Here is a 25,682-nt window from a genome sequence, read left to right as displayed (position 1 = left end):
TATAGCTTTTCCGCCCTGGCGTCATGAGCGGCGAAATGGGGATTTAAACGGGATTGAACCAATTTCGTTGCTATTTGGCAACGCATATTTTGTTAAGCTTTATGGCAGTCACAAATTGGCCTAAATTTCTGCCGCAATTTTTCTTATTTCATCCAAAATTCTCCCTCAGTTCGTCTGCATATTCGACCCTGTTCAAAGGAGCGAATAAATGAAGAAGCAATCAAAAATCCTAACCCCCCTCACTATTGGATTTGCCCTTTTCTTGGGAGCAGGCGCAGTTGCCAGCCCTGCCTTTGCGGCAACACACAACCCTGCGGACCAAGTCGCCCTTGGCATTATTATCCCTGCTCTCGTCATTTGTCTGGCCATCATTGTAGAGCTGTGGCGGACAACGACAAACGCCACGCGCCGCACGTCCCCGGTGCGTGTGCGGAAAAGCAAAAAGCCGACCAGCAAATAACTCCCCCCTCCAAATCGGCTTTTGTTTTGGCCAGCCCTTTGATAAAAGGGCTGGTTTTTTAGTGCCTTAGCCAGCATCTTACCAAACTTACCAATTTGTCATGTGGTGGCAAACTTCCGGCAAGTTGAGCTTCCCTATCTTCAATCTCGATCAGACGCACTCTATGGATCGAAAGGAAGATCAAAATGAAAAAGCTATCAACACTTGCCATCACCGCCGCACTGGTCGGCACCCTTACCGCGTCAGCGCTAGCCCCAATGACTGCTTCTGCCAATAATCATGGCGAAGGCCAACGCGCTGAGCAGCAGCACAAAGGCAAGAAAGGCGGCCAACATCGCATGGTTCGCGGCGGCCACGGTTTCCTCGGCATGGTTTGTGCGCCACAAGGTGCGGAACGGGCCAATGAGCGTCTGGATAAAATGGCGGAGAGACTACAACTGACCGCCGATCAAACCGCCGCCTTTGACAGCTTCAAAGCCGCCGTAACCGAAGCGCAAACCGAAGCCGCAGAGGCATGCGCGCCCCTAAAAGAGGGTGAAGTCACCTCCCCGGTGGAGCGTATGGAAAAACGGCAGGCCATGATGCAGCTACAGCTTGATGCCATGAGCCAAATCACCCCGGCCTTTGCCGATTTCTACGACACACTCACCGACGAGCAACAGGCTGAAATGGCGAAGAAAGGTCCTAAAGGCGAACGCGGTGAAAAAGGTGAGCGCGGTAAACACGGTCCAAACGACAATGACGACGATGATCGTGAGGATGACAGCGACGCATAGTTCCAACCCGTAAACATTATGTGACGCTGTCGCTGGTGGCCCAATCGTGCCCCGGGCCGCCAGCACCTCTCTCCCAACGCCACAAATGTTATCTGATTGAGCCGTTTGCATGAAATATTGTGGACGGCTCATCAATTTTTTTCACGCCCTACCGCCTTGCCAAGCCCGAGCCAGCCCGATACCACTTTGGTACAACCAAATGAGGGGGACTCCATGAATTTGCCTGTAAACCCATCAATTTTCCGCAAGCATTTTCCTGCTTTTGCCGAAAATGACCTGAAAGGCTGGGCTTTTTTTGAAAATGCTGGGGGCGCCTACATGTGCCAACAAGTGATTGATCGCTACAATCACTATTTCACAGCGCACAAATTGCAGCCCTACGGCCAATATCCTGCATCAAAAGAAGCAGGTGCGGAAATGGATGATGGGCACGATTCTATGGCGCGCTTGCTCAATGTGCATGTGGATTGGATTCACTTTGGCCCCTCCACCACCGCCAACACCTACACGCTGGCCCACGCCTTTGGCCAAGTGCTGAACGCTGGCGACGCGATCATCGTCACCAATCAGGATCACGAGGCGAATACCGGCGCTGTCCGCCGCATGGCAGCTGAAAAAGGCCTTGAAGTGCGTGAATGGCAGGTCAATCCTGCCACCGGATCCCTCGAATTTTCTGCCTTTGAAAATCTGTTGGATGATAAAGTCAAACTGATCACGTTCCCACACGCCTCAAACATTGTTGGCGAGATCAATCCTGTGGCCGAAATCTGTGCGGCAGCGAAAAAAGTCGGCGCGAAAACCATTGTTGATGGCGTCGCCTATGCGCCACACTCCATGCCTGACCTGTCGGCCTTGGGCGCAGACATTTATCTGTTTTCCACCTACAAAACCTTCGGCCCCCACCAGGGCTTGATGGCCATCGATCCTGAACTGGCCAAGGCGCTGCCAAACCAAGGTCACTTCTTCAATGATGGCATCTTGCGCAAACGCCTTGTGCCAGCGGGTCCAGACCACGCGCAAATCGCCGCCAGCGCCGGCATCGCCGCCTATTTTGATGATATTGCAAAAGATCTGAACATCGCGGCACCAAACAATGGGGAGCGCAACCTCTTCAACGCTTTGCGAGATCAGGAAACCGCCCTACTCACCCCGCTGATAGATTATTTGAAATCGTCCAACAAAGTGCGCCTTGTCGGCACCGATGATTTGGATGCGCGGGTGCCAACCATTTCTATGATTTGTGAGAAGCCTGGCCTCGAATTGGCCCGCGATTTGGCTGACCATAAAATCATGGCAGCGGGCGGCCACTTCTATGTTTATCGGTTGATGGAAGGCATGGATGTCGATCCAAATCACGGCGTCTTGCGCACCTCGTTTGTTCACTATACAGAGGAAGCCGAAATTCACCAATTGATCAGCGCCCTCGATCAGGTGCTCTGACAACCTTCCAAGCAAAACGGAACATGCCTATGCCCCGCTCCATGGCGACCTTTATCATGATTATTGCCACCATGGTGTGGGGATTTGCATTCATCGCGCAAAAATCCGCAATGGATTCCATGGGGCCGCTCACCTTTTTGGCGTCGCGCTATTTGCTCGGCGGCATCGTCATTCTGCCATTGGCGTGGTTCGAACATAAACGCCAGGCCGAACCGATCTCCAAACGGGCATGGGGCCTCATCTTCATCCTGAGTGCCGCCTTTTTCCTCGGCTCATGGTTGCAACAAGCGGGCCTTTTGACTGCAACTGTCACCAATGCAGGTTTCCTGACGGGGCTATACGTCTTCTTTGTGCCGTTTATCTTGACCCTGTTTTTCCGACAAAAGCTGCACTATATCGTTTGGGTTTGCGCGCCCCTGGCGCTCCTCGGCCTTTATTTGCTCAACGGCGCCCGCCTCGACAATTTTGTCGTCGGCGATTTCCTCGTCATGAGCAGCGCGATTTTCTGGGCCGTACACGTCATGATGCTCGGCTATACCGCTGCACTGACCAAACGGCCAATCACGGTGTCAGCATTCGTGTTTATCCTTGCCGGTCTTTATAGTCTTGGCGGCGGCTTCGCGCTCGAAACCGTCAGCCTTGAAGTGCTGCAATTAGGTTGGAAAGAGATTGTTTATGCGGGCCTGCTGTCCACAGCAGTTGGCTTCACCCTGCAGGCCATCGGCCAGCAACATGTGCCTGCGGCCAATGCCGCCATCATTCTATCTGGGGAGAGCTTGTTTGCCGCCATTGGCGCCGCCCTGGTGTTGGGCGAACGCCTAAGCTTGGTGGGTTATTTTGGCGCTGTTTTGATTTTCATCGCCATCGTGCTGGTTGAAACCGTGCCGATCATTCAGGCGAAGCGGAAGCAAAAGCACCCGATCGACCCGGTCACCAATCTCGAATTATAGGTCTGAGAATTTATCGAGGGTCACTTCCTCGCACCATATCAGCATACAGGCATCAACTTTCAGCTTGTCAGGCGAAAGCTGTGTCACGTTACCGCGAATGGTGTGGCCTCTTAGCGTGATCTTGCCGCGCCATTTATTCTCGCCACGCCGTGGAAGCTCGGAAAACAAATAGGTGCCCAAGAGCGATGTGTTCTCAGCATTTTGGTGCTCTGGTTGAATCCAGTGCACAAGACCGCAAAGCTTGGTGTTGTCATCGCCGCAATAAGTAATCTTATAGCGCGACTCTTTGTTTGCCGGTTGCCAAATGCCTTCCGGATTCATGTCTTGCGCCATGGATACGCCAGTTGAAAAAAGACCAAAAAGGCCAGCTACCAATAATGTTTTAATTCCGCGCATTGAAATCTCCTTGTTCAAGCGCCGCCCGCATGATGTTCAGTACATAGGGATCATGGCGCGATTGTGAACAGGCAACGATCAATTAAAACACATGTTCCATCAAATAACGGTTAAGCGGCGACATGTTGGCGCAAATTTCCACCACAAAATCGCGCAGCTTGTCGACATTGTTGAAAACTGCCGGGTCATAAGGTTGCCGCGCGTTGCGCACCACCAAGCCCTTATATTTCAACCAATTGGCGTAAGGCACGTCAGCATCAAACCCGCGCGGCACCCGCGCCAATTGCGGTGCCATCAATTGCACCCCGTGCGCTTCAACGGCACCCACCACATCCGAAATCTTTTTGCCCTCATCAGAAACGATTTGCGCCCGCATTCGCGCCAATTGTTCCTTGTCGAGCGCCCAAAATCCCGCGCCAAACCCATATCCATCCTTGTGTAGTGCAATGTGCGTGCCGGGTGATTTCGTGGCATGGTGGCCAGCCCAAAACACCAGATGAACATGTGTGTTATAGGGGGTTTTATCCTTAGAAAATCGGGTGTCGCGATAAATGCGCCGCAATGAGCCATTGGTTTTTGCTTCCGCCCGCAACGGGGGGTTGAGCGCAGCCAAAGGCTCGTGAACCGCCGCCACAAGCGACAGGATCGGCGTCACAATATCATCTTGGTAGGTCTGCTTGTGGTCGTCAAACCAAGCCTTTTCATTATTCTTTTCCAGCGCGGCCAAAAACGCTTGCACATTTTCGATATTCATTTTCCGTGCCTCCCTCCTGGCTTTATACCTCGTTTTACGCAACTAGAGATATGTCGATTGGGCAAGCTTGATTTCGACAGCAAAGGGCGAATTATTTTCCCATTGCTCAGACCAACTCGTTCCTCGGCCTGTGGATTGTCACAAATCCGACACATTGCCGACACCAAAATGTAAAAGTCGACCCATAACGTTGTCGATGTTGAAAACAGCATTCCCGTCTTCAACAAATCAGTTGCAATAGCCCCCAAAAATTGCAACCGGCATGCGCCCCCGAATGCATGCCATAGGCCGCTCCGCCAGCGGCCTTCTTTTTTTGCCAAACTGCCCAATTCGCGAAAACTGTGACGAACTGCGCTTTTACACCCGCCGCGCCCTTCAAATTGCGGCGATCTCGTTCATAATGAAATGATCGAATCTTATTGGGGCCCAACACGGGATAAGAGGCATGGCCAAACTCTATTTTTCATATGCAGCGATGAATGCGGGCAAGTCCACAATCCTCTTGCAGGCCGCCCACAACTATCAAGAGCGCGGCATGAACGCGCGGCTTTACACCTCAGCGCTCTACGCTGACGGGGGTGTTGGAAAGATTTCTTCACGCATCGGTTTGGACGTGGCCGCCAATCTCTATAGTAGCGAAGACAATCTGCTTGATCAGATCATCAAGGCCAACAAAGACAAAAAGGTCGATTGCATCTTTGTGGATGAGGCGCAATTCCTCACCGCAACGCAGGTTTGGCAATTGGCCCGTGTTGCTGACCATATGAACATACCGGTGATGTGCTACGGGCTGCGCACCGATTTTCAGGGTAAATTGTTTGAAGGCTCGGCTGAGCTTTTGGCCATTGCCGACATTTTGCGCGAAATCCGCACCATCTGCGAGTGCGGACGCAAGGCCACCATGGTGGTGCGCTATGATGAGCATGGCCAACCCATGCGTGAAGGCGATCAAGTCGCCATCGGCAAAGAGATTTACGTATCCATGTGCCGCAAACATTGGGAAGAAAAAATGCGCGATCCGGGTGTGGTGACCAGTTTTCGACTTGAGCCCAACGCCAACACAGCGCTAACTTTGGATGATGACGACGACGATTCATTGGCCCAATTAGGATAGGTTGAACAAACAATGCCCCATCAAGAAGAGCCAAAAGGCGAGTTGACCTTGCGAACTGTTGCCATGCCAGCGGACACAAACCCGGCAGGTGACATTTTCGGCGGTTGGGTATTGAGCCAGATGGACATTGCCGGCGGCATTGCGGCGTCGGAACGGGCCAATTCACGCGTCGTCACCGTTGCCATCGAGGCGATGACCTTCATCTCCCCGGTCAAAATCGGCGATGTATTGTGTGTTTACACAACAATTGAAAAAACCGGCACAACGTCCATCAGCGTTTATATGGAAGCCTGGGCCCGCCGCAACCGCGCCACTGATCGGGTCAAAGTGACCGATGGCACCTTCGTTTATGTCGCCTTGGACGCCACCGGCAAACCGGCCCCTGTAAATAAATAGTCCCTATCAGCACCTAAACCGGCACATCCTTTGGCTCGACACCGTCATATTTTAAGATGAACGGAATATTAACGATGCCGTTCAGCAACCATTCAGGCGCAATATCGTTCTATCTCCCATATGAGAAACAAACTGAATCATTTAGGGAGAGAAAAAATGAGCCTCAGTAAACTTATCAAAACCTCCAGCTTGGCCCTTGCTGGCGTCATGATCTTTACCGGCGCTGCAATGGCTTTCCCTGCATCATCAAAGACAGCACTGAATGTCAGGTCGGGCCCCAGCACCAATTTCCGGGTAGTTGACGCCCTTTATGCTGGTGAGCGGGTGAACGTTGAACGCTGCACCAATTCACGCAGCTGGTGCTATATCACGCACACTGGCCCAGATGGCTGGGTGTCTTCGAAATATCTACAGCGCCGCGGCGATGGCGGCGGCAGCAATGATGGTGGCGGCGATTCAAGCAATGCTTACACAGCCCGCGCAACCACTGCCCTCAATATCCGCTCCGGCCCCAGCACCAACCGTAGCGTTGTTGATGCGCTTTACACCGGTGAACGTGTAAGTGTTAATCGCTGTTCTGGCAGCTGGTGCTACATCACACACAATGGTCCTGATGGTTGGGTTTCCAAGCAATATTTGGAACGCATCGGCAGCGGCGGTAGCAGCGGCAGTAGCGATCCCAGCTTCTCATTTCAATTTGGCAGCGACGGTGAGTTCAAGTTCAGTTTCGGCAATCGTCCAGAGCCTGAAGAAAGAGCACGCGCCTGCTTTTACAGCGAACCCGGCTTCCGCGGCCGCAGCTTCTGCCTAGACAAAGGTGAATCTGTCCGCCGCCTGCGGGGTGGCTGGAACGACCAGATCAGCTCCATGCGTGTCTTTGGCGATGTTGAAGTGACCGCCTGTGAACATGCCCGCTATCGTGGCCTATGCCGCACTGTGGACCGCAGCTTCCGTCGGATCGGACCACGGATGAACAATGAAATCTCATCTATCAAAGTCCAGTAGACTTTGAAGATAGCGTGAGCGCTACGGCACCCCCGATCCTATGGACCGGGGGTGTTGTCGTATTTTAGCCGCGATTGTAGACTTTGCTGGACCGAAGCTCGGGAGGGACCGTCATGCGCATCGCTATTATTATCTCTGCTATATTGCTCGCCATTGGCGTATCCGGTGCTGGCTGGTTGGCTGGCCAATCTTTGGAACGATCTCGCGAACCTATCCGCACCGTCACCGTCAAAGGGCTAGCGGAGCAGCAAGTTAAAGCCGATCTCGGCTTCTGGCCGATTAAATTTGTCGCGACAGGGCCCACATTAGACGCCGCCCGTGCTGAACTGGAGCTGGCCGAACAGTCCGTTCGCAGTTTCCTAGGCGAACAAGGGTTTGGCGGCGATGACATTCTGGTGCAAAACATCAAGGTGGAAGATCGGTTCACAGGCTATAATGGGGCAAATTACCCCGCAGAGGCCCGCTTCACCCTCACAGAAGATCTGTTGGTCACCACCAATGAAGTGGACCAACTCGCAGAAGCCGCCCGCAACATCACAGAATTGCTCCGCGCTGGTGTCGTGTTCTCGTCAGACGCTTGGTCCGGCGGCCCGTCTTTTGTCTTTACGGGCCTCAACGACTTGAAGGGCGACATGCTCACGCAAGCCACCCAACGCGCCCGCGAAGCTGCACAACAATTTGCTGTCCAATCAGACTCCAAAGTCGGCAATATCCAAACCGCCAATCAGGGCGTTTTCCAAATCCTGCCAGCGGTCGATATTCCCAATGATCGGCCAGATCGTCAAATCGAGAAAAAGGTACGCGTGGTCACCACCATCACCTATTTCCTCGTAGATTAGGCCCACCCAATCGCCGAGCGGTCGACATAAGCTGCTCGGCCCTAAAACCCATCAGACTTGCCAAAATGTCGCACCCATGCATTCATTAATCGTTGGTTTGGGGGCACCAGCAGGCAATTTGCCATATTTGCCTCCAATGTTCTGGGGGACATTATGGAAGAAATTACAACAAATATCAGCTGGATCGCCATAATCGTTGGGGCGGTTTTGGCATTCATCGCGGGCTGGCTTTGGTACTCACCAAAGCTGTTTGGCAAAAAATGGGCTGAAGGCAGCGGCGTTGAAATGAATGACGCCTCAAGCATGCCGATGGGCGCAATGGCTGCGCAAGTCATTGGGCTGATCATCGTGGCCTGGTTTGTGGCGGCAATGGCGGCACAAAACCTGCTGCTCACCACCATTTTGGCCGTCATTGGCTTCACCATTTTGCAATGGTCCGGCAATTCATTTTCCGGCAAGTCCAGCTACGCAAAATTGGTGGATGCAGGCTATTGGCTGGTCAGCGTGATCATCATGATCGCCGTGCAGGGCGTCCTATAAGAAGGGCCCATCGCTGGGCCCTTCTCAAATGCAATGCAATCATGTGGCTGCCGCGCTTAGTGGTTGGCAGCCGCAGCCTCTTTCGCATCGGCAGGGCGACGCACAAAAAATGCAGCGGCCACGGCAAATGTAAAAATCACCGCGCCGCACATAAACGCCCAGCGAATGCCACTGGTCAGCGCAGGTATGGCGTCCAATCCTGCCTCGCCAGCCATCCGCGTTTGGATCGACATAACCGCCACAAACAAGGCCACCCCTGCCGCGCCAGACACTTGTTGAATGCTGCCCAACATCGCACTGCCGTGTGAATAGAGTTTCGCGGGAACCGAGCCAAGGCCCGACGTAAAGAGCGGCGTAAACACCAGCGCCAAACCAAGGCTCAACACCATATGACCCACCAGAATATTATAAACGCTGGTGGTTTCGCCCACCTGCGTGAGGGCCCATAGCACCGCCGACACAAGCAAGGTACCCGGTATCACCAGTGGACGCGGGCCATAGCGGTCGTAAAGCCGACCAACCGTTGGGGCCGCCAGCCCCATCAACAACCCGCCCGGCATCAGCAGAAACCCGGTTTGCAGCGCATCGATGCCCAACACATTCTGGGTATAGATCGGCAGCAAAATCACCGTGCCCAACAACACAGCCATGCTGATCGCCAGCATGGCAACACAGATGGTGTAAAGTCGAGACTGGAAGGTTCTGAAATCCAACAGCGCCGCATCTTTTTTCTGCAACGACAATTGTCGCAAGACGAACACGACCATAACGACGACGCCAACAATTAGCGGTGTCCAGCTTGGCACTCCTGCAATATCACTCGTGCCTTCTCCGCTCAAGCCGGACAAGCCATAAACAAGGCCACCAAAGGCAATCGCAGACAGGATCACCGACAAAATGTCCAAAGGCGCATAGCGTGGCTCCGTCACATTCTTCATATATTTGGCACCCACCGCCAAGGCCAACAGCGCAATGGGCAGCACCAGAATAAACAGCCAACGCCACTCCATAAAGTTCAGCACAAAGCCGGAGATGGCTGGCCCGATGGCGGGCGCAACCGAGATAACAATCGAAATATTGCCCATGGTTTTGCCACGACCTTCAGGGGGCACAAGGGTCATCACCGTGGTCATCAGCAACGGCATCATAATCGCCGTGCCCACGGCCTGAATCACACGCCCAAAGATCAAAAGCTCCAGCCCCGGCGACACCGCACAAATAAATGTACCGACGCTAAAAACACTCATCGCCAAAATAAAAATCGGCCGCGTATTCATCCGCTGGATCAAAAACCCCGTCACCGGGATCACCACAGCCATGGTCAGCAAGAAGGCTGTCGTCAACCATTGTACGGCACCCGCCGTCACGTCCAACGCCAACATCAAGCGTGGCAATGCCACGGTCATGATGGTTTCATTGAGAAACACCACAAAGGTGGACACCAGCAAAAGGGCGATCACCAGCCTGTTGCGGCCAGAATGGTCGGGGGCGTCATCTGTCAGAGGCACGGCCCCAACTTCGGATTGATCAATATCGGTCATGAAAACCTTCTTCGCATACGATGCGGATGGAGAAAAAAGAGTCGGCGGGGCAGCATAAATGCACCCAGGTGCGACAATCTGTCAACATTATTATCAGATTTTCCTTTTCTTGCGGAACCCACCTTGTTCTCTTTACGTTCCAACCTACATTCCCTATACTGACCTCAACAGACTCGCGGTCCGTATCTGCAGCACATCCGCACCAAGGTAGTTTTCATGAGCGACGATAAAAAATCTCAACGGCCGCAGAAGGCCGACTTTTCCATCGACGAGTTCATCAGTGAAATCGAAAAAGCGGAAGAGATTGAGGCTTCGAAGCCTTTGCCGCAGCAGCGCCTGAGAAACAAACGGGCGCTGGATCGGGCTGACGCCGATGCGGCCAAGCGGAAAACCACAAAAACTTCTAACCCGGACACCAAAACCGGCATGTCCAAGCGCTCGCCAAAGTCCAAGGCGAACGCGGTGGAACGGCCCACCAACTTGGATGGCTTTTCCGAGATGCCTCAGGCCGGGTTCAACCATATCCCCGAGGCCAAAGCCAAAAGCAAAGAGAATGCAAAATCGCTCACTGGCTCATCGGGTGGCGTCACCGCGACTGTGCAAGCGCTGCAGGATCTGATTGAACATGGCCGAAAAGAAGTGGAAGGCACCGAGGCATGGCAACCTCACCGCCCTTCCCGCCCGCCAAAGTTGGAAGGCGGCATCAGCTTTGAATTGGCGACAGATTTTACACCACAGGGCGACCAGCCCACGGCCATCGCCGAACTGGGCGAAGGCATTGAAAATGGCGAAACCGATCAGGTGCTTTTGGGCGTCACAGGTTCCGGTAAAACCTTCACTGTTGCGTCGCTGATCGCGCAAACACAGCGTCCGGCCTTGATCCTTGCGCCCAACAAAACCTTGGCCGCGCAGCTTTATGGCGAATTCAAGAGCTTCTTCCCCAACAACGCAGTGGAATATTTCGTATCCTATTACGATTATTACCAGCCTGAAGCCTATGTGCCGCGCACCGACACCTATATCGAAAAAGAATCCACCATCAATGAGCAGATCGACCGGATGCGCCACTCGGCCACCCGCGCCGTGCTCGAACGCGATGATGTGATCATCGTTGCTTCGGTGTCCTGTATCTATGGTATCGGCTCGGTGGAAGGCTATACCTCCATGATCGTCGATCTGTCTGAAGGGCAAAAGATCGACCAGCGCGAATTGCTCGCCGAGCTGGTGGCGCTGCAATATAAACGCAACGAGGCCGCCTTCACCCGCGGCACGTTCCGCGTGCGCGGCGACACCATCGAAATCTTCCCCGCCCACTATGACACCGCCGCCTGGCGCGTCACCCTGTGGGGCGATGAGATTGAAGAAATCGTGGAATTTGATCCGCTCACCGGCAGAAAAGCCGCCAAGCTCAAACATATCCGCCTCTATGCGAACTCACACTATGTGACGCCGCGCCCGACCCTGACGCAAGCGATCAAGCACATCAAAACCGAACTGCAAGGCCGTTTGCAAGAACTCAACGGCGCAGGCCGTTTCCTTGAAGCACAACGCTTGGAACAGCGCACCCTCTTCGATCTGGAAATGATGGAAGCCACCGGCTCCTGCGCCGGCATCGAAAACTATTCGCGCTATCTCACCGGTCGTAAGCCCGGCGAGCCGCCCCCAACCCTGTTCGAATATCTGCCCGACAACGCTATGCTGTTCGTAGACGAAAGCCACGTGACCATTGGCCAGCTGGGCGCCATGTATCGCGGCGACTTCCGTCGTAAGGCCACGTTGGCCGAATATGGTTTCCGCCTGCCGTCCGCCATGGACAACCGCCCGCTCCGCTTTGAAGAGTGGAACGCCATGCGGCCGCAATCGGTCTATGTGTCGGCCACCCCGGGCAATTGGGAAATGGACCAGACCGGCGGCGTGTTCGCCGAGCAAGTCATTCGCCCCACCGGTCTTATTGATCCACCCGTGGAAATTCGCCCGGCCACCAATCAGGTGGACGATGTGATCGACGAGGTGAAAAAGGTCGCCAAGCAGGGCTACCGCACCTTGCTGACCACATTGACCAAGAAGATGGCCGAAGACCTCACCGAATATATGCATGAGCAAGGCATCAAGGTCCGCTATATGCACTCGGACGTGGATACGGTGGAGCGGATCGAAATCATCCGCGATCTCCGTCTGGGCGCCTTCGACGTGCTGGTGGGCATCAACTTGCTACGTGAGGGGTTGGACATTCCCGAATGTGCGCTCGTCGCCATTCTCGATGCGGATAAAGAAGGTTTCTTACGCTCTGAAACCTCCTTGATCCAGACCATCGGCCGCGCCGCGCGGAATGTGGACGGTCGGGTTGTGCTTTACGCCGATCGCATCACGGGCTCTATGGAACGGGCGATAGCCGAAACCAACCGCCGCCGCGAAAAGCAAGTCGCCTACAATGAAGAGCATGGCATCACGCCGCAATCGATCAAATCGAACATCAAAAACATCATGGAATCCGTCTATGAAGGCGACCGCGTCACCGTGGCCACCGGCAAAGACAAATTCTCTAAAGGTGATGTGCATGTGGGCGACAATCTCGCTGCGACGATTAAAGACCTCGAAGCCAAAATGCGCGACGCCGCCACCAACCTCGAGTTCGAAGAAGCCGCCCGCCTCCGCGATGAGGTCAAGCGCCTGAAAGAAATGGAACTCGACGTGATGGACTCGCATCTGGGCGAATAACATCTCTGGCGGATGGTGAATTCCCTCATCATCCGCCACGCCTTCACCACTAATGTCCAGATCTCCGCGCCGCAAGAAAGACGAAAAAAGCTCACTGCCGCGGTCTTTTTTAAAGCATCTACACGCCCAAAATCACAAAAACCCTCAATAAGATCAATTAGTTTTGATCAGTTTGATTTCTTGACCAACCCCTGAAGCTCAACTAAAAATCAGTTAAAGCAATCAAACAAGGAAATCACATGCGTTACATCATTTTGGCCCTGCTGGTTGGATTAGGGTTCACCTCTCCTGCCGCCGCTCAAACCTTCAGCAGCGGCGACTGGGCCGCCAGCAAAATCGGTCAGGTTTGTTACGTCTTCACAACCCGATCTGCCCGCGACACCTCTGGCGCGCTCGTCTTCCGCTTTGAAAACCAAGGATATAACGCAGGTTTCAGCTATGAATATGCGCCATGGCCCGGCGAAACAGGCGCACCTTGGGGTGAAAATGACTATGTCGCCCTCGAAGTGGACGGGGAAGTCACATGGCTCAGCGACGAAATGCTCGCCGACCTCGGCCCAACCGGCTACAACGCGTCCATGACCAGCGGCTTCGTTTCGGAAATGATCACCGAGCTTAACGGCGCCTCGGACTCGATCGGCTTTGCGATGGAACGCCAGTCAGACGGCGAAACCGTGCTTTACGGCTTGTTCTCACCCGCTGGGTTTACCGAAAGCATGGCCCGCGCTGGCGAAATGTGCCAGTTCAGCCCAAGCGCTTTGCCCGCAAGCTAAACAGCCAAAATTGACGCGCCCCGCAAATTGCGGGGCCGTCCTCTCCATTGCGACCAAACATAACGGTTGAAGGCCGCACGGTCGCATATCATTCAGGCTCAATCTGCATTACAGTTGCCCGCGAATCCGCGACCAATCTTATTGTCTTAACTTTGAGCCTATGACCAACACCCCCCTCAGCATTCTGCGCGATTATTACGGATATGACGCCTTTCGCGGCCAGCAGGAAGACGTCATCAATCATGTGGTCGAGGGCGGCAATGCCTTTGTGCTGATGCCAACGGGCGCGGGTAAGTCACTTTGCTATCAGATCCCGGCGCTTTGCCGCAAAGGCGTTGCGGTTGTGGTGTCGCCACTGATCGCCTTGATGCAAGACCAGATCAACGCCCTTGATCAGATGAACATCAAATCCGCCGCGATCAACTCAACGATGACTTTCGAAGAAGTGAGCGCTGTGCGGCGGCAGGTGCGCGACGGCACAATTGACCTGCTCTATGTCGCCCCCGAACGGCTGATGATGCCAGACTTTTTGTCCTTCCTCGACAAATGCAACATCGCCCTGTTTGCCATCGACGAAGCCCACTGCGTCTCCGAATGGGGCCACGATTTCCGCCCTGATTACGCGGCGCTCTCGATGCTGGCCGAACGTTTTCCCAACGTGCCCCGCGTTGCCCTCACCGCCACCGCAGATGCGCAAACCCGTGCTGACATTGTTCACCGCCTCGCGCTCGACGATGGCCGCAGCTTTATCGGCGGCTTCGACCGTCCAAACATCAATTATTCAATTGCCCTGCGCAATTCCCCCCGCAATCAGGTCCTGCGTTTCCTCAAGGATAAGCACCCCGAGGATTGCGGGATCATCTATTGCCTGTCGCGCAAAAATGTTGAGGAGATGGCCGCATGGCTGTGTGAACAGGGCATCGAAGCGCTGCCTTATCATGCCGGGCTTTCAAGCGAAGTGCGCGCGCAAAATCAGCAGGCCTTTTTGCAAGGCGAGCGGGTGATCATGGTCGCCACCATCGCCTTCGGCATGGGGATCGACAAACCCGATGTGCGCTTTGTGGTGCATATGAACACGCCAAAAAATATCGAAGCCTATTATCAGGAAACCGGCCGCGCCGGGCGCGACGGGCAACCTTCAAATGCGCTGATGCTCTATGGGCTGGAAGATGCCGCCCAGCAACGCCAATGGATTGAAGCCTCCACCGCCCCGTCCGAGCAAAAGCGCATTCAGCATCAAAAGCTTGGTGCCCTGTTTGGCCTTTGCGAAACCGCCAAATGCCGTCGGCAGGTGCTGCTCAACTATTTCGACGACAATTGCGATCCGTGCGGCAATTGCGACACGTGCGAACAGCCCCCGGAAACCTTCGACGCCTCGATTCCGGCACAAAAAGCCATCTCCTGCGTCTATCGCACCGGCGAGCGGTTCGGCATCGCCTATCTGATCGATGTACTGCTCGGCACAGAGAACGATCGCATCACCCAGTTTGGCCACGACCAACTCCCAACCTTTGGCATCGGCCAAGATTTGACCAAACCCGAATGGCAAAACGTCTTCCGCCAACTGATCGCCAGCAATCTGTTGTGCCTCAATCCCGAAGGCCATGGCGGCTTTATGATCACCCGCGCCGGGCGCAACTTCCTAAAAGAAAAACCCGCCCTGCCCATGCGGCACTACGTAAAACCCCTCCGCACCAAACGCAAAGCCCGCAGTAGCGCCGCGACATCCGTGCCGCTCAACACAGAAGACCAGACCCTGCTCAACACGCTAAGATCCGTGCGCAGCGAACTGGCCAAAACCAACAAGGTCCCCGCGTACGTCATCTTCCACGACCGCACCCTTGTGGAACTGGCCCAAGCCAAACCCACCAACCTCGACGCCATGCTGGAAATCAACGGCATCGGCAAATCCAAACTCGACCGCTATGGGCAGGTGTTTTTGGATGTAATCGCGAATGAAGCCAGCTCGGTCTAAGCGTTAGGCACTGCCCGGTCTCGCTCCTGCATAAGGGTTATCGCCTTTGAGGTTGGTCAGTCATTTTTTAAATCAAACCGCTGAAAAAAACAGTCACACCATTGCCGATCACAAGCGCTGCATGGACCCCGGATCAAGTCCGGGGCCTAGCAGCATCTCCTAATGCGCACCGCACCACCACTCTCCCGCACGTCATTGCAAGACTTGATCTTGCAATCCAATTGCGGTCATTCACACGGCACTTCATGCGCATATTTCCGGCCACCGCTGCCACCCCACACCCGTCATCTCCGTGAAAACGGGGATCCAGGCATATACAAACCAAGAAACACAAGGCCAACAACTTACTCGAGGAAAGTCCCATCCAGCTTCCCACCAACGCGGGAATGACGGGCGAGCGCAATGACCACGGCCCGAACCATCCATCAGTCACAGCACCAGCACCCTACCTTCGTCACCCTCGGCCTTGACCCGAGGGTCCAAGCAGCATCTCCTAATGCGCACCGCACCACCACTCTCCCGCACGTCATTGCAAGGCTTGATCCGGCAATCCATTTGCGCTTAGCCACAAGGCAATCACCAGCTCATTTCTCGAGCGGGTGATCGGAAGCGTTCATCCTTAGAAAACACCTGAGGGTCTATTTGATAGCTTCGAGCAACTCGGATAAATTGCTTGGATCATCAACAACGATTAGGTTTTCTGATTCAATTCGCTTGGCTAAACGTTTACCAGCGTTCAACCCAGCTTTCTGCCCGGCAAGTTGCCCCATACGCGCACCCTCCAACATCAATTTTGGAGATGCTTGTAAATAGGCTTTTCCAGAATCAGTCTTAAAAAATGCGGCAAGATCTGCCAGTTCTTTATCTGAGAAGTTCTCTAAATAAAGCGCAGCACCTTGTTCTTGCATAGCATCTGTAAATTCACCCAAAAATTCTTCCATAAACAAGTCCAAAAACTTATTCGGATCAGTGAGCTTAATGTTTTTGCCATTCAAGTCGTTTTGTATAGCTCCCAAAATTAATGGACGCTGGGCAGCGATCGCACCTTCAAACATAGAACGCGTCATAGTTTGGCTAATAATATATTTAGCATCAGCTTGCGGATCAGCGAGGACAGGCGAGACGAAAAACGATAGTGTTATGGCTAATACCGCCGTAGCAATTTTCATAAATATTCCAGTTTCTATAGCTTAAAATCTAACAATATTTGGATTCGCTTTTCTATGCTAAGCCAATTATTCCTCGCTGACCATTACTGCGCGCGAACTGTCTGCTTGCGAATAAGGGCCGCTCAACACTTCTTGATTCCCCCGCCCAATCACCTCAACCGCCCGCGCAATATCCGCATCTGTCGTGCGCCAAGACGACACCGACAGGCGAAACACGCTTTCGCCCTGCCATTTCGATGGGCCAAACCAAACTTCACCCTCTTCGGTGACCCGGTTGAGCAGCGCCTCATTTTTCGTCGCATCGCCCAGCGTGCACAGCACCTGGTTCAGCACAACCCGATTCAGCACGGTCACGCCCTTTGCCCGCAGCCCCTCGGCCAGCATTTGCGCTTGGTTGCAATGGCGGGTGACCATCTCGTCCACCCCCTCGCGGCCCAAGCTGCGGAGCGCGGCCCAAATCGGCATGCCACGGCCTCGGCGCGAAAACTCAAGCACCAAATTCTTTTGCGCATAAGGTTCGGCGGTCGAATAAACCGCGTCTGAATTCAATGCTACCGCCAGTTCATCCGCATGGCGGCAAATGGCCATAGCGCCATCATATGGGGTGTTGAGCCATTTATGCCCATCCGTGGTCCAGCTATCGGCCAGTTCAATGCCGTCGGTCAGCGCCTTTTTGGATGTGCTGGCCCGCGCCCATAGCCCAAAGGCCCCGTCCACATGCACCCAGGCACCCGCTTTTTGCGCCATGGGAATGATCTCAGCAAAACGATCAAACTCGCCCATATTCACCTCACCGGCCTGCAAAACGAGGATGGTTCTATCATCCAGCGCAGGCAATTGTTCCGGGATCACTCGGCCATATTCATCACAAGGCGCCTCAATCAGGCGGTTCATGCCAAACCCGAGCAGCCGCGCTGCCTTCTTGACGGTGATGTGCACCGTTTGCGGCACCACCAATTTGATTTCGGGGGCGCCCATAAGCCCATCTTCATCCACATTCCAGCCGTGCCGCGCCAAAAGCGTGCGTCGCGCGGCGGCCAAAACCGAAAGGCCGCACGCGGTGGCGCTGGTGCCAAAGCCAATCTGGCTTTCACGCGGCAGGTCCAGAATTTCCAGCACCCATTTGGTCGCCACCTCTTCGATTTTCGCCATCACCGGCGAGTTCACATATGAAGAGGCACATTGGTCCCATGCCAGCGCCAGTCGCTCCGCGGCGGCAGCTTCCGGCAGACTCGCCCCGATCACAAAACCAAAATAGCGCCCGCCATTGCTGGTGACGCTGGCCGGATCGCCATAGCGGCGCAACATGTTGAGCGTGTCCCCTGCCGCACTTGGCGCGGTGGGCAGCTCTTCATCAAACGCCACCAAATCATCCAACGCCTGCTGGGTAGGAAACACCCGCCGCTCTGCTACCGAGTGCAAATAATCTGCCGCAAGCCGATCCGCTTCGGCCAAAAGCGCCAATTCGTCTGACATAGCTTTTCCCTGAAATGCTCTTAAAGTTCGTTTTTAATGCGCTTGGCAATGGCGGCGATGGCCGCTTCCTCACGCTTATAGAAGGTGAATTTCTTGATCCGTGTGGCTTTGACCAATCCGGCATCGCGCAACAGCGCCAAATGTTGCGACGCGGTGGGTGGGCTCACCTCCAATTTGTCGGCAATATACATGGAGCAAACCCCGTCTTTGATCAGGTCGCCATCAACCTGAGGTGGAAAATTCCCCACCGGGTCCTTCAACCATTCCAAAATTCTCAATCGCTTCTCATGGGCTAAAGCGTTCGCCACAAACACAAAATCTTCTTCCATAGTTATTCAATTAGCAAATTGACTAACTGAGTCAATCAAAAACTTATCCCCGCCCCTCTGGCCGGTGGTATAATAGCCCCACTTTTCGCACCAACGCTTTCCAGCGGCTTGTTGACGGACAAGGGGAAAGATGGGGCTTGCCCCATGTGGGAAAAGAGCAAGGCACACCTTCGGACGCGAGGGGGTGGCCAGCTTATCTTGCTTTGCCCGCCACCAAGGGCGTCAGGCGTTCGCGCTTGATGGAGATATTAGGGTCAGCCCTCCAAAAGCAGATAAGCCACGGAAAAATCCTTGCTGCACGAGGTGATGTTGAACTCACCACATTCCCTAGGATGCCGAGTTGAACATCACCTCGTGCGCCGCAAATCGCCCCTCGACGGTATCGACCAGTCGAGCCATTTGTCGTGCCCAATCGCCAAAAAACAATATTGAACTTTCTGCCCGCTGTTTGATTTATATCAAATAGAGACCCATTTAATTCAGTTAAATTCAAAGAAAGGGTAGGAAGAATGCTTGAAAAACCTTCACTTATAAGGCGGGCGGCGATTGGTAAAACCATCGGACTTGTCTTTGGTTTGATCGCTTTTTTCATTTTGCCGATGATCACACCGGAAGTCACACTTACCTTCCGATTTGGCGTGGCACTTTACCTTATTATGATGGGCGGCTTTATCGGGATTATGGGTGTGTTCACCTACCATCCGGTGCTGCACATGCCAATGCCCTGGTGGGTGCGTGGCCCAATGATCGGCGGTTTTATGATGCTGGTCTTGTGGATGATCGCGCAACCGCAGTTCGATGCAGTGGCCATCGCCATGTTTGGAGAAAATAGTATTTTCTCTTCCGGCGCTTGGTCAATTGTAGACGGGTTGATCATTGGCGCCCTAATGAGTTTCCTTGCCACCCGGTTTGGAGGGGAAGGCAAAGAAACTGTCGGTCAGTAACAGAGTAGCTACGGACCGACAGAATAGACGCAACCCCGGCATAGGCTGGGCGGCATTCATCTCATGCCTCGCAAGGGCCCAGAATATCCGGGTTGCGTCTTTTTAAATCGGACAGGTGCTGGGCATGACCTCGCGATCATCCCCTATCTGATCTCTCCGCGAATGCTCGCACCTGTCCGTATTTTTTTCTTCCGCTCACGCCACCACACTGTCAAGCCAGCGCCTACGGTAATCAATGCACCGATCAGGCTGATCCCATCGATCAAATCACCAAATGCAATAAAACTGAACACAATCGCCACCGGCAACATCATAAAATTAAACGGCTGCAAAATGCTGGCCGGCGCTTCACGCAGCGACATGGTGAACAGCGTATGGGCAATATTGGCAGTGATGATGATTCCGCCAATCATCAACCAACCCTTGGGGCCGAAATTTTCAAAGGTGGTGATGCCCACAGCGGTCGACAGCACAATGCCCACCAGCGCCATATAGGCCATGGAGGTGGACGTGCGGTCATGGGACGCCAGCATGCGGGTCACAATCGTATAGCCAGCAAAGCTGAACACGGCACCCAGCTGGAAGATAACGCCCATATTGAATTCCTGAAAGCCGGGACGAATCACGATCATGGTGCCGATAAACCCGACAACAATCGCCACCCAGCGGATCAGCCCCACCTGCTCCCCCAATAAGGGAATGGCCAGCATCGTGGTGACAATGGGAAACAGCATAAAGATCGCCTGCGTGTCGGCGAGCGGCAAAAAAGTCAGCGCCGCGGAAAAGCACCAAATATCAGTCACCAGCAAGGTGCCACGGGTGATTTGCAACAGCGGCTTTTTGCTTTTCAGCGCCGTACGCAACGTACCTTCGCGCCACAGCCAGGCCAAAATAAACACGCCCACGCCCCAAAAACGCACCATCACAACTTGGGTAAAGGGATAATCATTGACCATGATCTTGACCATCACGTCCTGCACCCCAAACACAAGAATGGCGGCAAGCGTCAAACTGATCCCCTTGGCCACATTCGCGTCGGCCGGCACCTGAAGCACAGACATTTTGAAATCCCTATTCACAAAAAGCGGAACCACGATATAGTCGCAGCAAAGACTAAAGGGCGACGCTAACAGCGAAACGATACGTTGCCTATGCCAAATACATCGTCGGGGGATGACATTTTGAAATGTCCCCATCACAAAAGGAAATCATTGATGCCGCACATTATTGTTGAATACGCGCAAAACCTGGCTGGCGAGCGAGACATCCAAACAATGTGTGAAGCCATTTTTGATGAGATCGCTAGCCACCCGACATTTCCAGATCCGAGCGCCATTAAAGTACGGGCCCTGCCTTATCAGCATCATGTGCAAGCGTTGGAAAATGACCGATTTGTCCACGCCACCATTAAGCTGCTGCCGGGGCGTGATGAGGCGACGAAAAAAGAGCTGACGGGCGCGCTGCATGCCTTGCTGCTGAAACGATTGCCTGAGGCGGCCAGCCATTCCGTCGATATCGAAGATTTGTCCAGCGCTTACGTAAAATCAGCGCGATAGAGAGGTTCTCCCATGCACCGCTTTCTCAAGCCCTTCGGCATTGCCCTGCTCACCCTTGCTGTCAGTCTGCCCCTGGGCGCAAGTGCGGAGACCTTTGGCGAAAAACGTGCGTATTTCAAAGATTGGTTGACCGCCTGCCGCCCCACAACGGGCTATTGTTCGGCCACCACCTACATTAACCCCAATCCGCCCAGCGGCGCCGTCGCGGATTACATCTTGCGTGTCGGACGGGCCCAACAGGCACGCGATTGGGAAATCTCGCTGACCACCGTTGCCACCATGCCCACCAAAGACAGCTTCTTGGTGGTGGAAGACGGTCCGGACACACTCTATTTCAATCGGCCGCTGAGTTTGGCGGCGTATGGCGCGATTAATGACCTGTTTTTCCTCGGCAATGACGCCACGCGGCTGCTGCAAAAGATGCTGGCCAAACAAACGCTCACCATTGAACTCGATACTGAGGCTGGGCGCCAATCGCTGCAGTTTTCCCTGAGTGGCCTCACCGCCTCTATGCTGTGGATCGATGACCAGCAGGATGCCGTCGGCAGTCCGCGTGTTGCGGGCTATGCACCGGCCGACTACGAGCGCGCCTTCGCCTTGCCCGCCCCGCCGTCAAATATTCCGCAACCCGTTGCAGACCTGCACTTTAAGGGCGATGTGTGCGATTTCGAACCAATCGATGTAGAGAACGCCGGTTGGGAAGTTATGCAGCTGGATCAGGATAACAGCCTGTTTATGCTGCCCTGCTCTTCCGGCGCATATAATTTGCTTTCACGCTTCTATATTTGGAACCCAACCCGGCAAACCGCGACGGTGCAGCATTTCGTCGATTATGGCGACACCAGTGGCTGGACCGCGGTGGACTATTTGGTGAACCCGTATCTTGACCCACATCGTTTGACGATTTCGTCATTCTTAAAATTTCGCGGTTTGGGCGATTGCGGCAGCGCAGGCACATGGCAATGGGCGGGCTACGGCCTGCAACTGCGCGAATATCACTACCAACCCACATGCGGCCTTGATTATGATGAGAATGCTGATTTGACGTTCCCACAAATCTTTCCAAAGGACTAGACGTGCGCCTATTCTTACTTACCGGTGCCGCAATGCTTGCCTTTGCGGCCAACTCGCTGTTGAACCGAGCAGCCTTGGCAGAAAACGCCATCGACCCGCATAATTTTACCCTGATGCGGCTTGGGTCCGGCGCGATCACCCTGATGCTGATTGCACTGATCGTCAATCGCAAATCAATGCGCGATATTGCCGCCGCCGGGACCTGGCCAAGCGCCATCGCGTTATTTGTTTATGCGCTCGGCTTTTCAATTGCCTATCTTTGGCTCGGCGCAGGTATGGGCGCGCTTATTCTGTTTGCCATGGTGCAATTTACAATGCTTGGTACAGCCATCGCCAAAGGCGATCGCCCCTCGGCGCTGGAAATGGTTGGCTTGGTGATCGCACTGGTGGGATTTGTCGCGCTGGTCAGCCCCGGCTTCGACCAGGCTCCGGATCTGCAAGCTGTCGGTTTAATGGCCTGTGCGGGTGTTACTTGGGGCATCTATTCCCTATGGGGACGCGGCTCAAAAAACCCCACATTGGACACAGCAGGCAATTTCTGGCGCGCCTTTTTGATCGGTTCTGTGGTGATCGTCCCGATCATAGCCCTTCAACTCAGCCCAGCCTTGGTTAGCTTCAAAGGCATGGCTTTGGCCGTAGCATCCGGCGCACTTGCGTCCGGCGTTGGTTATGCCATTTGGTACACAGCGCTGCCCGGCCTCACCCGCACGCGAGCTGGCATTGTGCAGCTGAGCGTGCCCGCATTGGCCGCCATTGCTGGCGTGCTGTTTTTGGGCGAACCGCTGACGCTGAAGTTCGGACTATTGTCAGTGATGATTTTAGCAGGGGTTGGCCTTGCCACGTTGGCCAAACCAAAAGCTAATGCACAAAGTACCGGAAAATAAAGCCAAGCGAGATAAAATATGGCGCGAGCAAAGCAACGATAAAGATGCGCGCCCACAAATTCTTGAAACGCCAAATCAAGAGGGCCGCCAGCAGCACGCCAACCACCAACTCCACCGCACCGACAATGTCGCCATAGTTGGACCGCTGATAATATGAAACCGGAGAGAAGAACCGCCAATCGGTGATGGGCCAGAAATGCACATGGGCATCGTCCGTATGCACGGGAAAATCTGACACGACGTGCAACATTGCGCCAGCAGCAAAGATACCGATTAGGCGCCAATAATACCGATATAGCGGCACATACATGGCCAGCATCCAGCCCAGAATGATCAGGAATGCATAAAGCGGGATGGAATTGGAGATCGCAGAAAAACTCTGCCACGGCTCTTGCCAATACATCCCGTCCGGGCTGCGCCACATATTGCCGCGACCGACACCCGTGATGGCGGAAAACGCCACCATGACAAAAACCGAAAAATCCGGAAAAAAGCCGCCGAAAAAGGCCAGCATGTTTTGCTTTTTGGGCGCGTCGCGCCGGGTCAATATGGCACCGGCAATCAATATATGAGTTGTCGTAATCATCTAGCGCTCCACAAAAAAATATTCTAGGCGCAAAACCAAAGCGAGAGCCAGTGCGTTAACAAAATTGTGAGAAACAATACCGAGAAAAAGCCATACCAAACAAATTTTGATGAAAAGGTTGGAAACTCCATCCAATACCTTTAAATCTCTTCCACACATACCATATCAGGTGCTCTTGTGTTTTGCGACGTTTCTTGTCACTACCTGTCGCGAATGATCATATGAAAAGGTTGCGATGCCCTATTTTCTGCTCATCTTAGGATTGGCCACGCTAGTTGTAACTGGCGATTTGTTGGTTCGTGGCGCTGTTGGCGTATCGACTCGAATGGGCATCCCCCCACTTGTAATTGGTTTAACCGTTGTGGCGTTCGGCACGTCCGCACCCGAACTGGTGGTATCCATTTCTGCCGCGCTTGATGGCGCTTCAGGCTTGTCCATCGGTAATGTGGTCGGGTCAAACATCACCAATATTTTGCTGGTTCTAGGCTTCCCGGCATTGTTTTTCGCTATCGACTGCAAGCAAACAGGATTACGCCGCTCCACCAGCTTTATGATCTTGGTGTCAGTGTTGTTGATTGTGTTGAGCGTTGACGGCGTGATCAACCATGTGGACGGACTGATCTTTTTGGGGCTTTTGGCAGGTTACCTGCTCTATAACGGCTTTGAAGCCAACAAGATGCGCAAACGCGGCCAAAACATCGAAGAGCTCATGGACGAGATCGACGATGCGCCCGAAGATCCCAAAAAGATCGCGATCTATTTGATCATCGGCGTTATTGGTCTACCCCTTGGCGGCAAACTCACCACCGATAGCGCGTTGGACATTGCGGCCATTTGGGGCGTTGCCGACAGCGCGGTGGGCTTGACCATCGTTGCATTGGGCACCTCCTTGCCAGAACTGGCCGCAGGTATGTCCGCCGCGCTGCGGCGTCAATCCGCTGTGGCTATTGGCAATGCTGTTGGCTCCAACATCTTCAACATCCTCTCCATTCTCGGCATCACAGCGCTTATCGTGCCGCTGCAGGTGGCACCGAACTTTATGGTGTTTGATTATTGGGTGATGTTGTTTATCGCCATCGGCCTGGCCCCCGTCGTGTTTATGCACCGCTCAATCGGCAAGATTGAGGGCGGGGCGATGAGCATTGCCTATGTTGTTTATCTTGTAGTTGTCTTTCAAATTGGACATCAACTGGCTGAAGGGCTACCCATTGGATAATGCAAAAACAAACATTTCTCATCACAGGCGCCGCTAATCGCATCGGCGCAGCTATGGCAAAAGGCATGGCCGAAGACGGCCACAATGTGGTTATCCATTATAACCACTCAGACACTGAGGCTGCCCAATTGGCAGACGAGCTCAACGCAAAGGGCTACAGCGCCGCCATTGAGGGCGCAGACCTCACAGATGCCGAGCAATATGACACGCTGATTGAGCGCGCTTCGAAACATTTTGGCCCGATCACCGGGCTGATCAACAATGCCAGCCTGTTCAAGCCAGACACTATCGACGATTTGACCCACGAAATGTGGCACAAGCATTTCAGCGTGCACGCTGAAGCGACCATGTTTTTGGCCAAACATTTCGCGGCCCAATTGCCAAACGATCAAGCGGGCCTCATCGTCAATATGATTGACCAACGGGTTTGGGCGCTCAAGCCGAGCTTTTTCAGCTACACCCTCTCTAAATCTGTGCTCTGGACCGCAACGCGCACACTGGCGCAAGGACTTGCCCCACGCATTCGCGTTAATGCAATTGGCCCCGGCCCGACCCTCCAGAATGAGCATCAGACTGAAGAAGATTTCAAAGAAGAGTTGGAAAGCCTACCGCTTAAGACCGGGCCAGCGCTGAACGAAATTGTGGACACGATCCGCTATTTTTTGAGGGCAAAATCCGTAACCGGGCAGATGATCGCGATGGATGGGGGACAACATCTCATTTGGGCCGATCTTGGTGAAACAAATTAGTTTTTGCGCTATATTTGAGTCG

26 protein-coding genes are annotated in these 25,682 nt (G+C 53.9%); 18 read left to right on the top strand and 8 right to left on the bottom strand.

Annotation, left to right across the window (positions count from 1 at the left end; translation table 11 throughout):
* Positions 1-208 precede the first annotated feature (208 nt).
* From MXMO3_RS06485 to MXMO3_RS06470, 4 genes are all read left to right on the top strand, one after another.
* Positions 209-460, top strand: a complete 252-nt coding sequence (locus tag MXMO3_RS06485; protein WP_117395333.1) for a hypothetical protein — start codon at positions 209-211, stop codon at positions 458-460.
* Between the two features lie 185 nt (positions 461-645).
* Positions 646-1,236 (top strand): Spy/CpxP family protein refolding chaperone, encoded by a 591-nt coding sequence (locus MXMO3_RS06480; RefSeq protein ID WP_027834550.1) that lies wholly within the window; start codon positions 646-648, stop codon positions 1,234-1,236.
* Positions 1,237-1,449: 213 nt separating this feature from the next.
* The gene (locus MXMO3_RS06475; RefSeq protein ID WP_117395332.1) at positions 1,450-2,676 is read left to right on the top strand and encodes an aminotransferase class V-fold PLP-dependent enzyme; all 1,227 of its coding nucleotides are present in this window, start codon (positions 1,450-1,452) and stop codon (positions 2,674-2,676) included.
* Positions 2,677-2,705: 29 nt separating this feature from the next.
* On the top strand, positions 2,706-3,626 hold the full coding sequence (locus MXMO3_RS06470) for a DMT family transporter (RefSeq protein ID WP_162889153.1): 921 nt from the start codon (positions 2,706-2,708) through the stop codon (positions 3,624-3,626).
* Here MXMO3_RS06470 and MXMO3_RS06465 read toward each other — a convergent pair.
* Entirely contained in the window at positions 3,621-4,022 is a 402-nt protein-coding gene (locus MXMO3_RS06465) for a DUF2147 domain-containing protein (protein ID WP_027834552.1), read from the bottom strand. The two genes, MXMO3_RS06470 and MXMO3_RS06465, sit on opposite strands and share 6 nt — an antisense overlap.
* An 82-nt stretch (positions 4,023-4,104) precedes the next feature.
* Positions 4,105-4,776, bottom strand: coding sequence for a DUF2461 domain-containing protein (locus tag MXMO3_RS06460; RefSeq protein ID WP_117395330.1), 672 nt, complete (start codon positions 4,774-4,776; stop codon positions 4,105-4,107).
* Between the two features lie 445 nt (positions 4,777-5,221).
* Between MXMO3_RS06460 and MXMO3_RS06450 the strand changes: the two genes are divergently transcribed.
* The 5 genes from MXMO3_RS06450 (at position 5,222) to MXMO3_RS06430 (ending at position 8,670) form a co-directional block, all read left to right on the top strand.
* The gene (locus tag MXMO3_RS06450) at positions 5,222-5,890 is read left to right on the top strand and encodes a thymidine kinase (protein WP_117395328.1); all 669 of its coding nucleotides are present in this window, start codon (positions 5,222-5,224) and stop codon (positions 5,888-5,890) included.
* A 12-nt stretch (positions 5,891-5,902) separates the two neighbouring features.
* Positions 5,903-6,286, top strand: a complete 384-nt coding sequence (locus MXMO3_RS06445; protein WP_027834553.1) for an acyl-CoA thioesterase — start codon at positions 5,903-5,905, stop codon at positions 6,284-6,286.
* A 156-nt stretch (positions 6,287-6,442) separates the two neighbouring features.
* On the top strand, positions 6,443-7,291 hold the full coding sequence (locus MXMO3_RS06440; protein ID WP_162889152.1) for an SH3 domain-containing protein: 849 nt from the start codon (positions 6,443-6,445) through the stop codon (positions 7,289-7,291).
* Positions 7,292-7,404: 113 nt separating this feature from the next.
* Positions 7,405-8,130 (top strand): SIMPL domain-containing protein, encoded by a 726-nt coding sequence (locus MXMO3_RS06435; RefSeq protein ID WP_027834555.1) that lies wholly within the window; start codon positions 7,405-7,407, stop codon positions 8,128-8,130.
* Between the two features lie 153 nt (positions 8,131-8,283).
* The gene (locus MXMO3_RS06430; protein ID WP_117395326.1) at positions 8,284-8,670 is read left to right on the top strand and encodes a DUF1761 domain-containing protein; all 387 of its coding nucleotides are present in this window, start codon (positions 8,284-8,286) and stop codon (positions 8,668-8,670) included.
* A 56-nt stretch (positions 8,671-8,726) separates the two neighbouring features.
* Here MXMO3_RS06430 and MXMO3_RS06425 read toward each other — a convergent pair whose 3' ends face one another.
* Positions 8,727-10,211: an MDR family MFS transporter gene (locus MXMO3_RS06425; RefSeq protein WP_117395325.1), complete on the bottom strand. Its 1,485-nt coding sequence runs from the start codon at positions 10,209-10,211 to the stop codon at positions 8,727-8,729.
* Between the two features lie 216 nt (positions 10,212-10,427).
* Between MXMO3_RS06425 and uvrB the strand changes: the two genes are divergently transcribed.
* The 3 genes from uvrB to recQ all read left to right on the top strand — a co-directional run bounded on the left by uvrB (position 10,428) and on the right by recQ (position 15,677).
* Positions 10,428-12,929 (top strand): excinuclease ABC subunit UvrB, encoded by a 2,502-nt coding sequence (gene uvrB / locus MXMO3_RS06420; RefSeq protein ID WP_117395324.1) that lies wholly within the window; start codon positions 10,428-10,430, stop codon positions 12,927-12,929.
* A gap of 239 nt (positions 12,930-13,168) precedes the next feature.
* The gene (locus MXMO3_RS06415; protein WP_027834559.1) at positions 13,169-13,702 is read left to right on the top strand and encodes a hypothetical protein; all 534 of its coding nucleotides are present in this window, start codon (positions 13,169-13,171) and stop codon (positions 13,700-13,702) included.
* Between the two features lie 160 nt (positions 13,703-13,862).
* Positions 13,863-15,677: a DNA helicase RecQ gene (recQ, locus tag MXMO3_RS06410; RefSeq protein ID WP_117395323.1), complete on the top strand. Its 1,815-nt coding sequence runs from the start codon at positions 13,863-13,865 to the stop codon at positions 15,675-15,677.
* 638 nt (positions 15,678-16,315) lie between these two features.
* Here recQ and MXMO3_RS06405 read toward each other — a convergent pair.
* The 3 genes from MXMO3_RS06405 to MXMO3_RS06395 form a co-directional block, all read right to left on the bottom strand.
* Complete coding sequence (locus MXMO3_RS06405) at positions 16,316-16,846, bottom strand: DUF2059 domain-containing protein (RefSeq protein WP_117395322.1); 531 nt, start codon at positions 16,844-16,846, stop codon at positions 16,316-16,318.
* 66 nt (positions 16,847-16,912) lie between these two features.
* Positions 16,913-18,322 (bottom strand): pyridoxal phosphate-dependent decarboxylase family protein, encoded by a 1,410-nt coding sequence (locus MXMO3_RS06400; protein ID WP_117395321.1) that lies wholly within the window; start codon positions 18,320-18,322, stop codon positions 16,913-16,915.
* 20 nt (positions 18,323-18,342) lie between these two features.
* Complete coding sequence (locus MXMO3_RS06395) at positions 18,343-18,651, bottom strand: ArsR/SmtB family transcription factor (protein ID WP_027834562.1); 309 nt, start codon at positions 18,649-18,651, stop codon at positions 18,343-18,345.
* A gap of 509 nt (positions 18,652-19,160) precedes the next feature.
* Here MXMO3_RS06395 and MXMO3_RS06390 point away from each other — a divergent pair.
* Positions 19,161-19,595, top strand: coding sequence for a hypothetical protein (locus MXMO3_RS06390; RefSeq protein ID WP_117395320.1), 435 nt, complete (start codon positions 19,161-19,163; stop codon positions 19,593-19,595).
* Positions 19,596-19,738: 143 nt separating this feature from the next.
* Here MXMO3_RS06390 and MXMO3_RS06385 read toward each other — a convergent pair whose 3' ends face one another.
* Positions 19,739-20,656, bottom strand: a complete 918-nt coding sequence (locus tag MXMO3_RS06385; RefSeq protein WP_027834564.1) for a DMT family transporter — start codon at positions 20,654-20,656, stop codon at positions 19,739-19,741.
* Between the two features lie 153 nt (positions 20,657-20,809).
* On the opposite strand from MXMO3_RS06385, the gene MXMO3_RS06380 reads away from it, so the two are divergent.
* The 3 genes from MXMO3_RS06380 to MXMO3_RS06370 are packed head-to-tail and all read left to right on the top strand — an operon-like array spanning position 20,810 to position 23,109.
* Positions 20,810-21,151 (top strand): 5-carboxymethyl-2-hydroxymuconate Delta-isomerase, encoded by a 342-nt coding sequence (locus MXMO3_RS06380; protein WP_117395319.1) that lies wholly within the window; start codon positions 20,810-20,812, stop codon positions 21,149-21,151.
* Positions 21,152-21,163: 12 nt separating this feature from the next.
* Positions 21,164-22,225, top strand: a complete 1,062-nt coding sequence (locus tag MXMO3_RS06375; RefSeq protein ID WP_117395318.1) for a DUF1176 domain-containing protein — start codon at positions 21,164-21,166, stop codon at positions 22,223-22,225.
* 2 nt (positions 22,226-22,227) lie between these two features.
* On the top strand, positions 22,228-23,109 hold the full coding sequence (locus MXMO3_RS06370; protein ID WP_205468091.1) for a DMT family transporter: 882 nt from the start codon (positions 22,228-22,230) through the stop codon (positions 23,107-23,109).
* On the opposite strand, the gene MXMO3_RS06365 is transcribed toward MXMO3_RS06370, so the two are convergent.
* Positions 23,084-23,695: a hypothetical protein gene (locus tag MXMO3_RS06365; RefSeq protein WP_117395317.1), complete on the bottom strand. Its 612-nt coding sequence runs from the start codon at positions 23,693-23,695 to the stop codon at positions 23,084-23,086. The genes MXMO3_RS06370 and MXMO3_RS06365 overlap by 26 nt on opposite strands.
* Before the next feature lie 235 nt (positions 23,696-23,930).
* Between MXMO3_RS06365 and MXMO3_RS06360 the strand changes: the two genes are divergently transcribed.
* Both MXMO3_RS06360 and MXMO3_RS06355 read left to right on the top strand, forming a co-directional pair.
* Entirely contained in the window at positions 23,931-24,911 is a 981-nt protein-coding gene (locus MXMO3_RS06360) for a calcium/sodium antiporter (RefSeq protein WP_036221716.1), read from the top strand.
* Positions 24,911-25,660: an SDR family oxidoreductase gene (locus MXMO3_RS06355; RefSeq protein WP_117395316.1), complete on the top strand. Its 750-nt coding sequence runs from the start codon at positions 24,911-24,913 to the stop codon at positions 25,658-25,660. The genes MXMO3_RS06360 and MXMO3_RS06355 overlap by 1 nt, the downstream gene beginning before the upstream one ends.
* The last annotated feature ends 22 nt before the right edge of the window (positions 25,661-25,682 follow it).

The organism is Maritalea myrionectae, assembly GCF_003433515.1.
GTDB classification, from domain to species: domain Bacteria; phylum Pseudomonadota; class Alphaproteobacteria; order Rhizobiales; family Devosiaceae; genus Maritalea; species Maritalea myrionectae.
The sequence above is the reverse complement of the archived record's forward strand: the minus strand, read 5'-3'. Positions and strand labels throughout refer to the sequence as shown.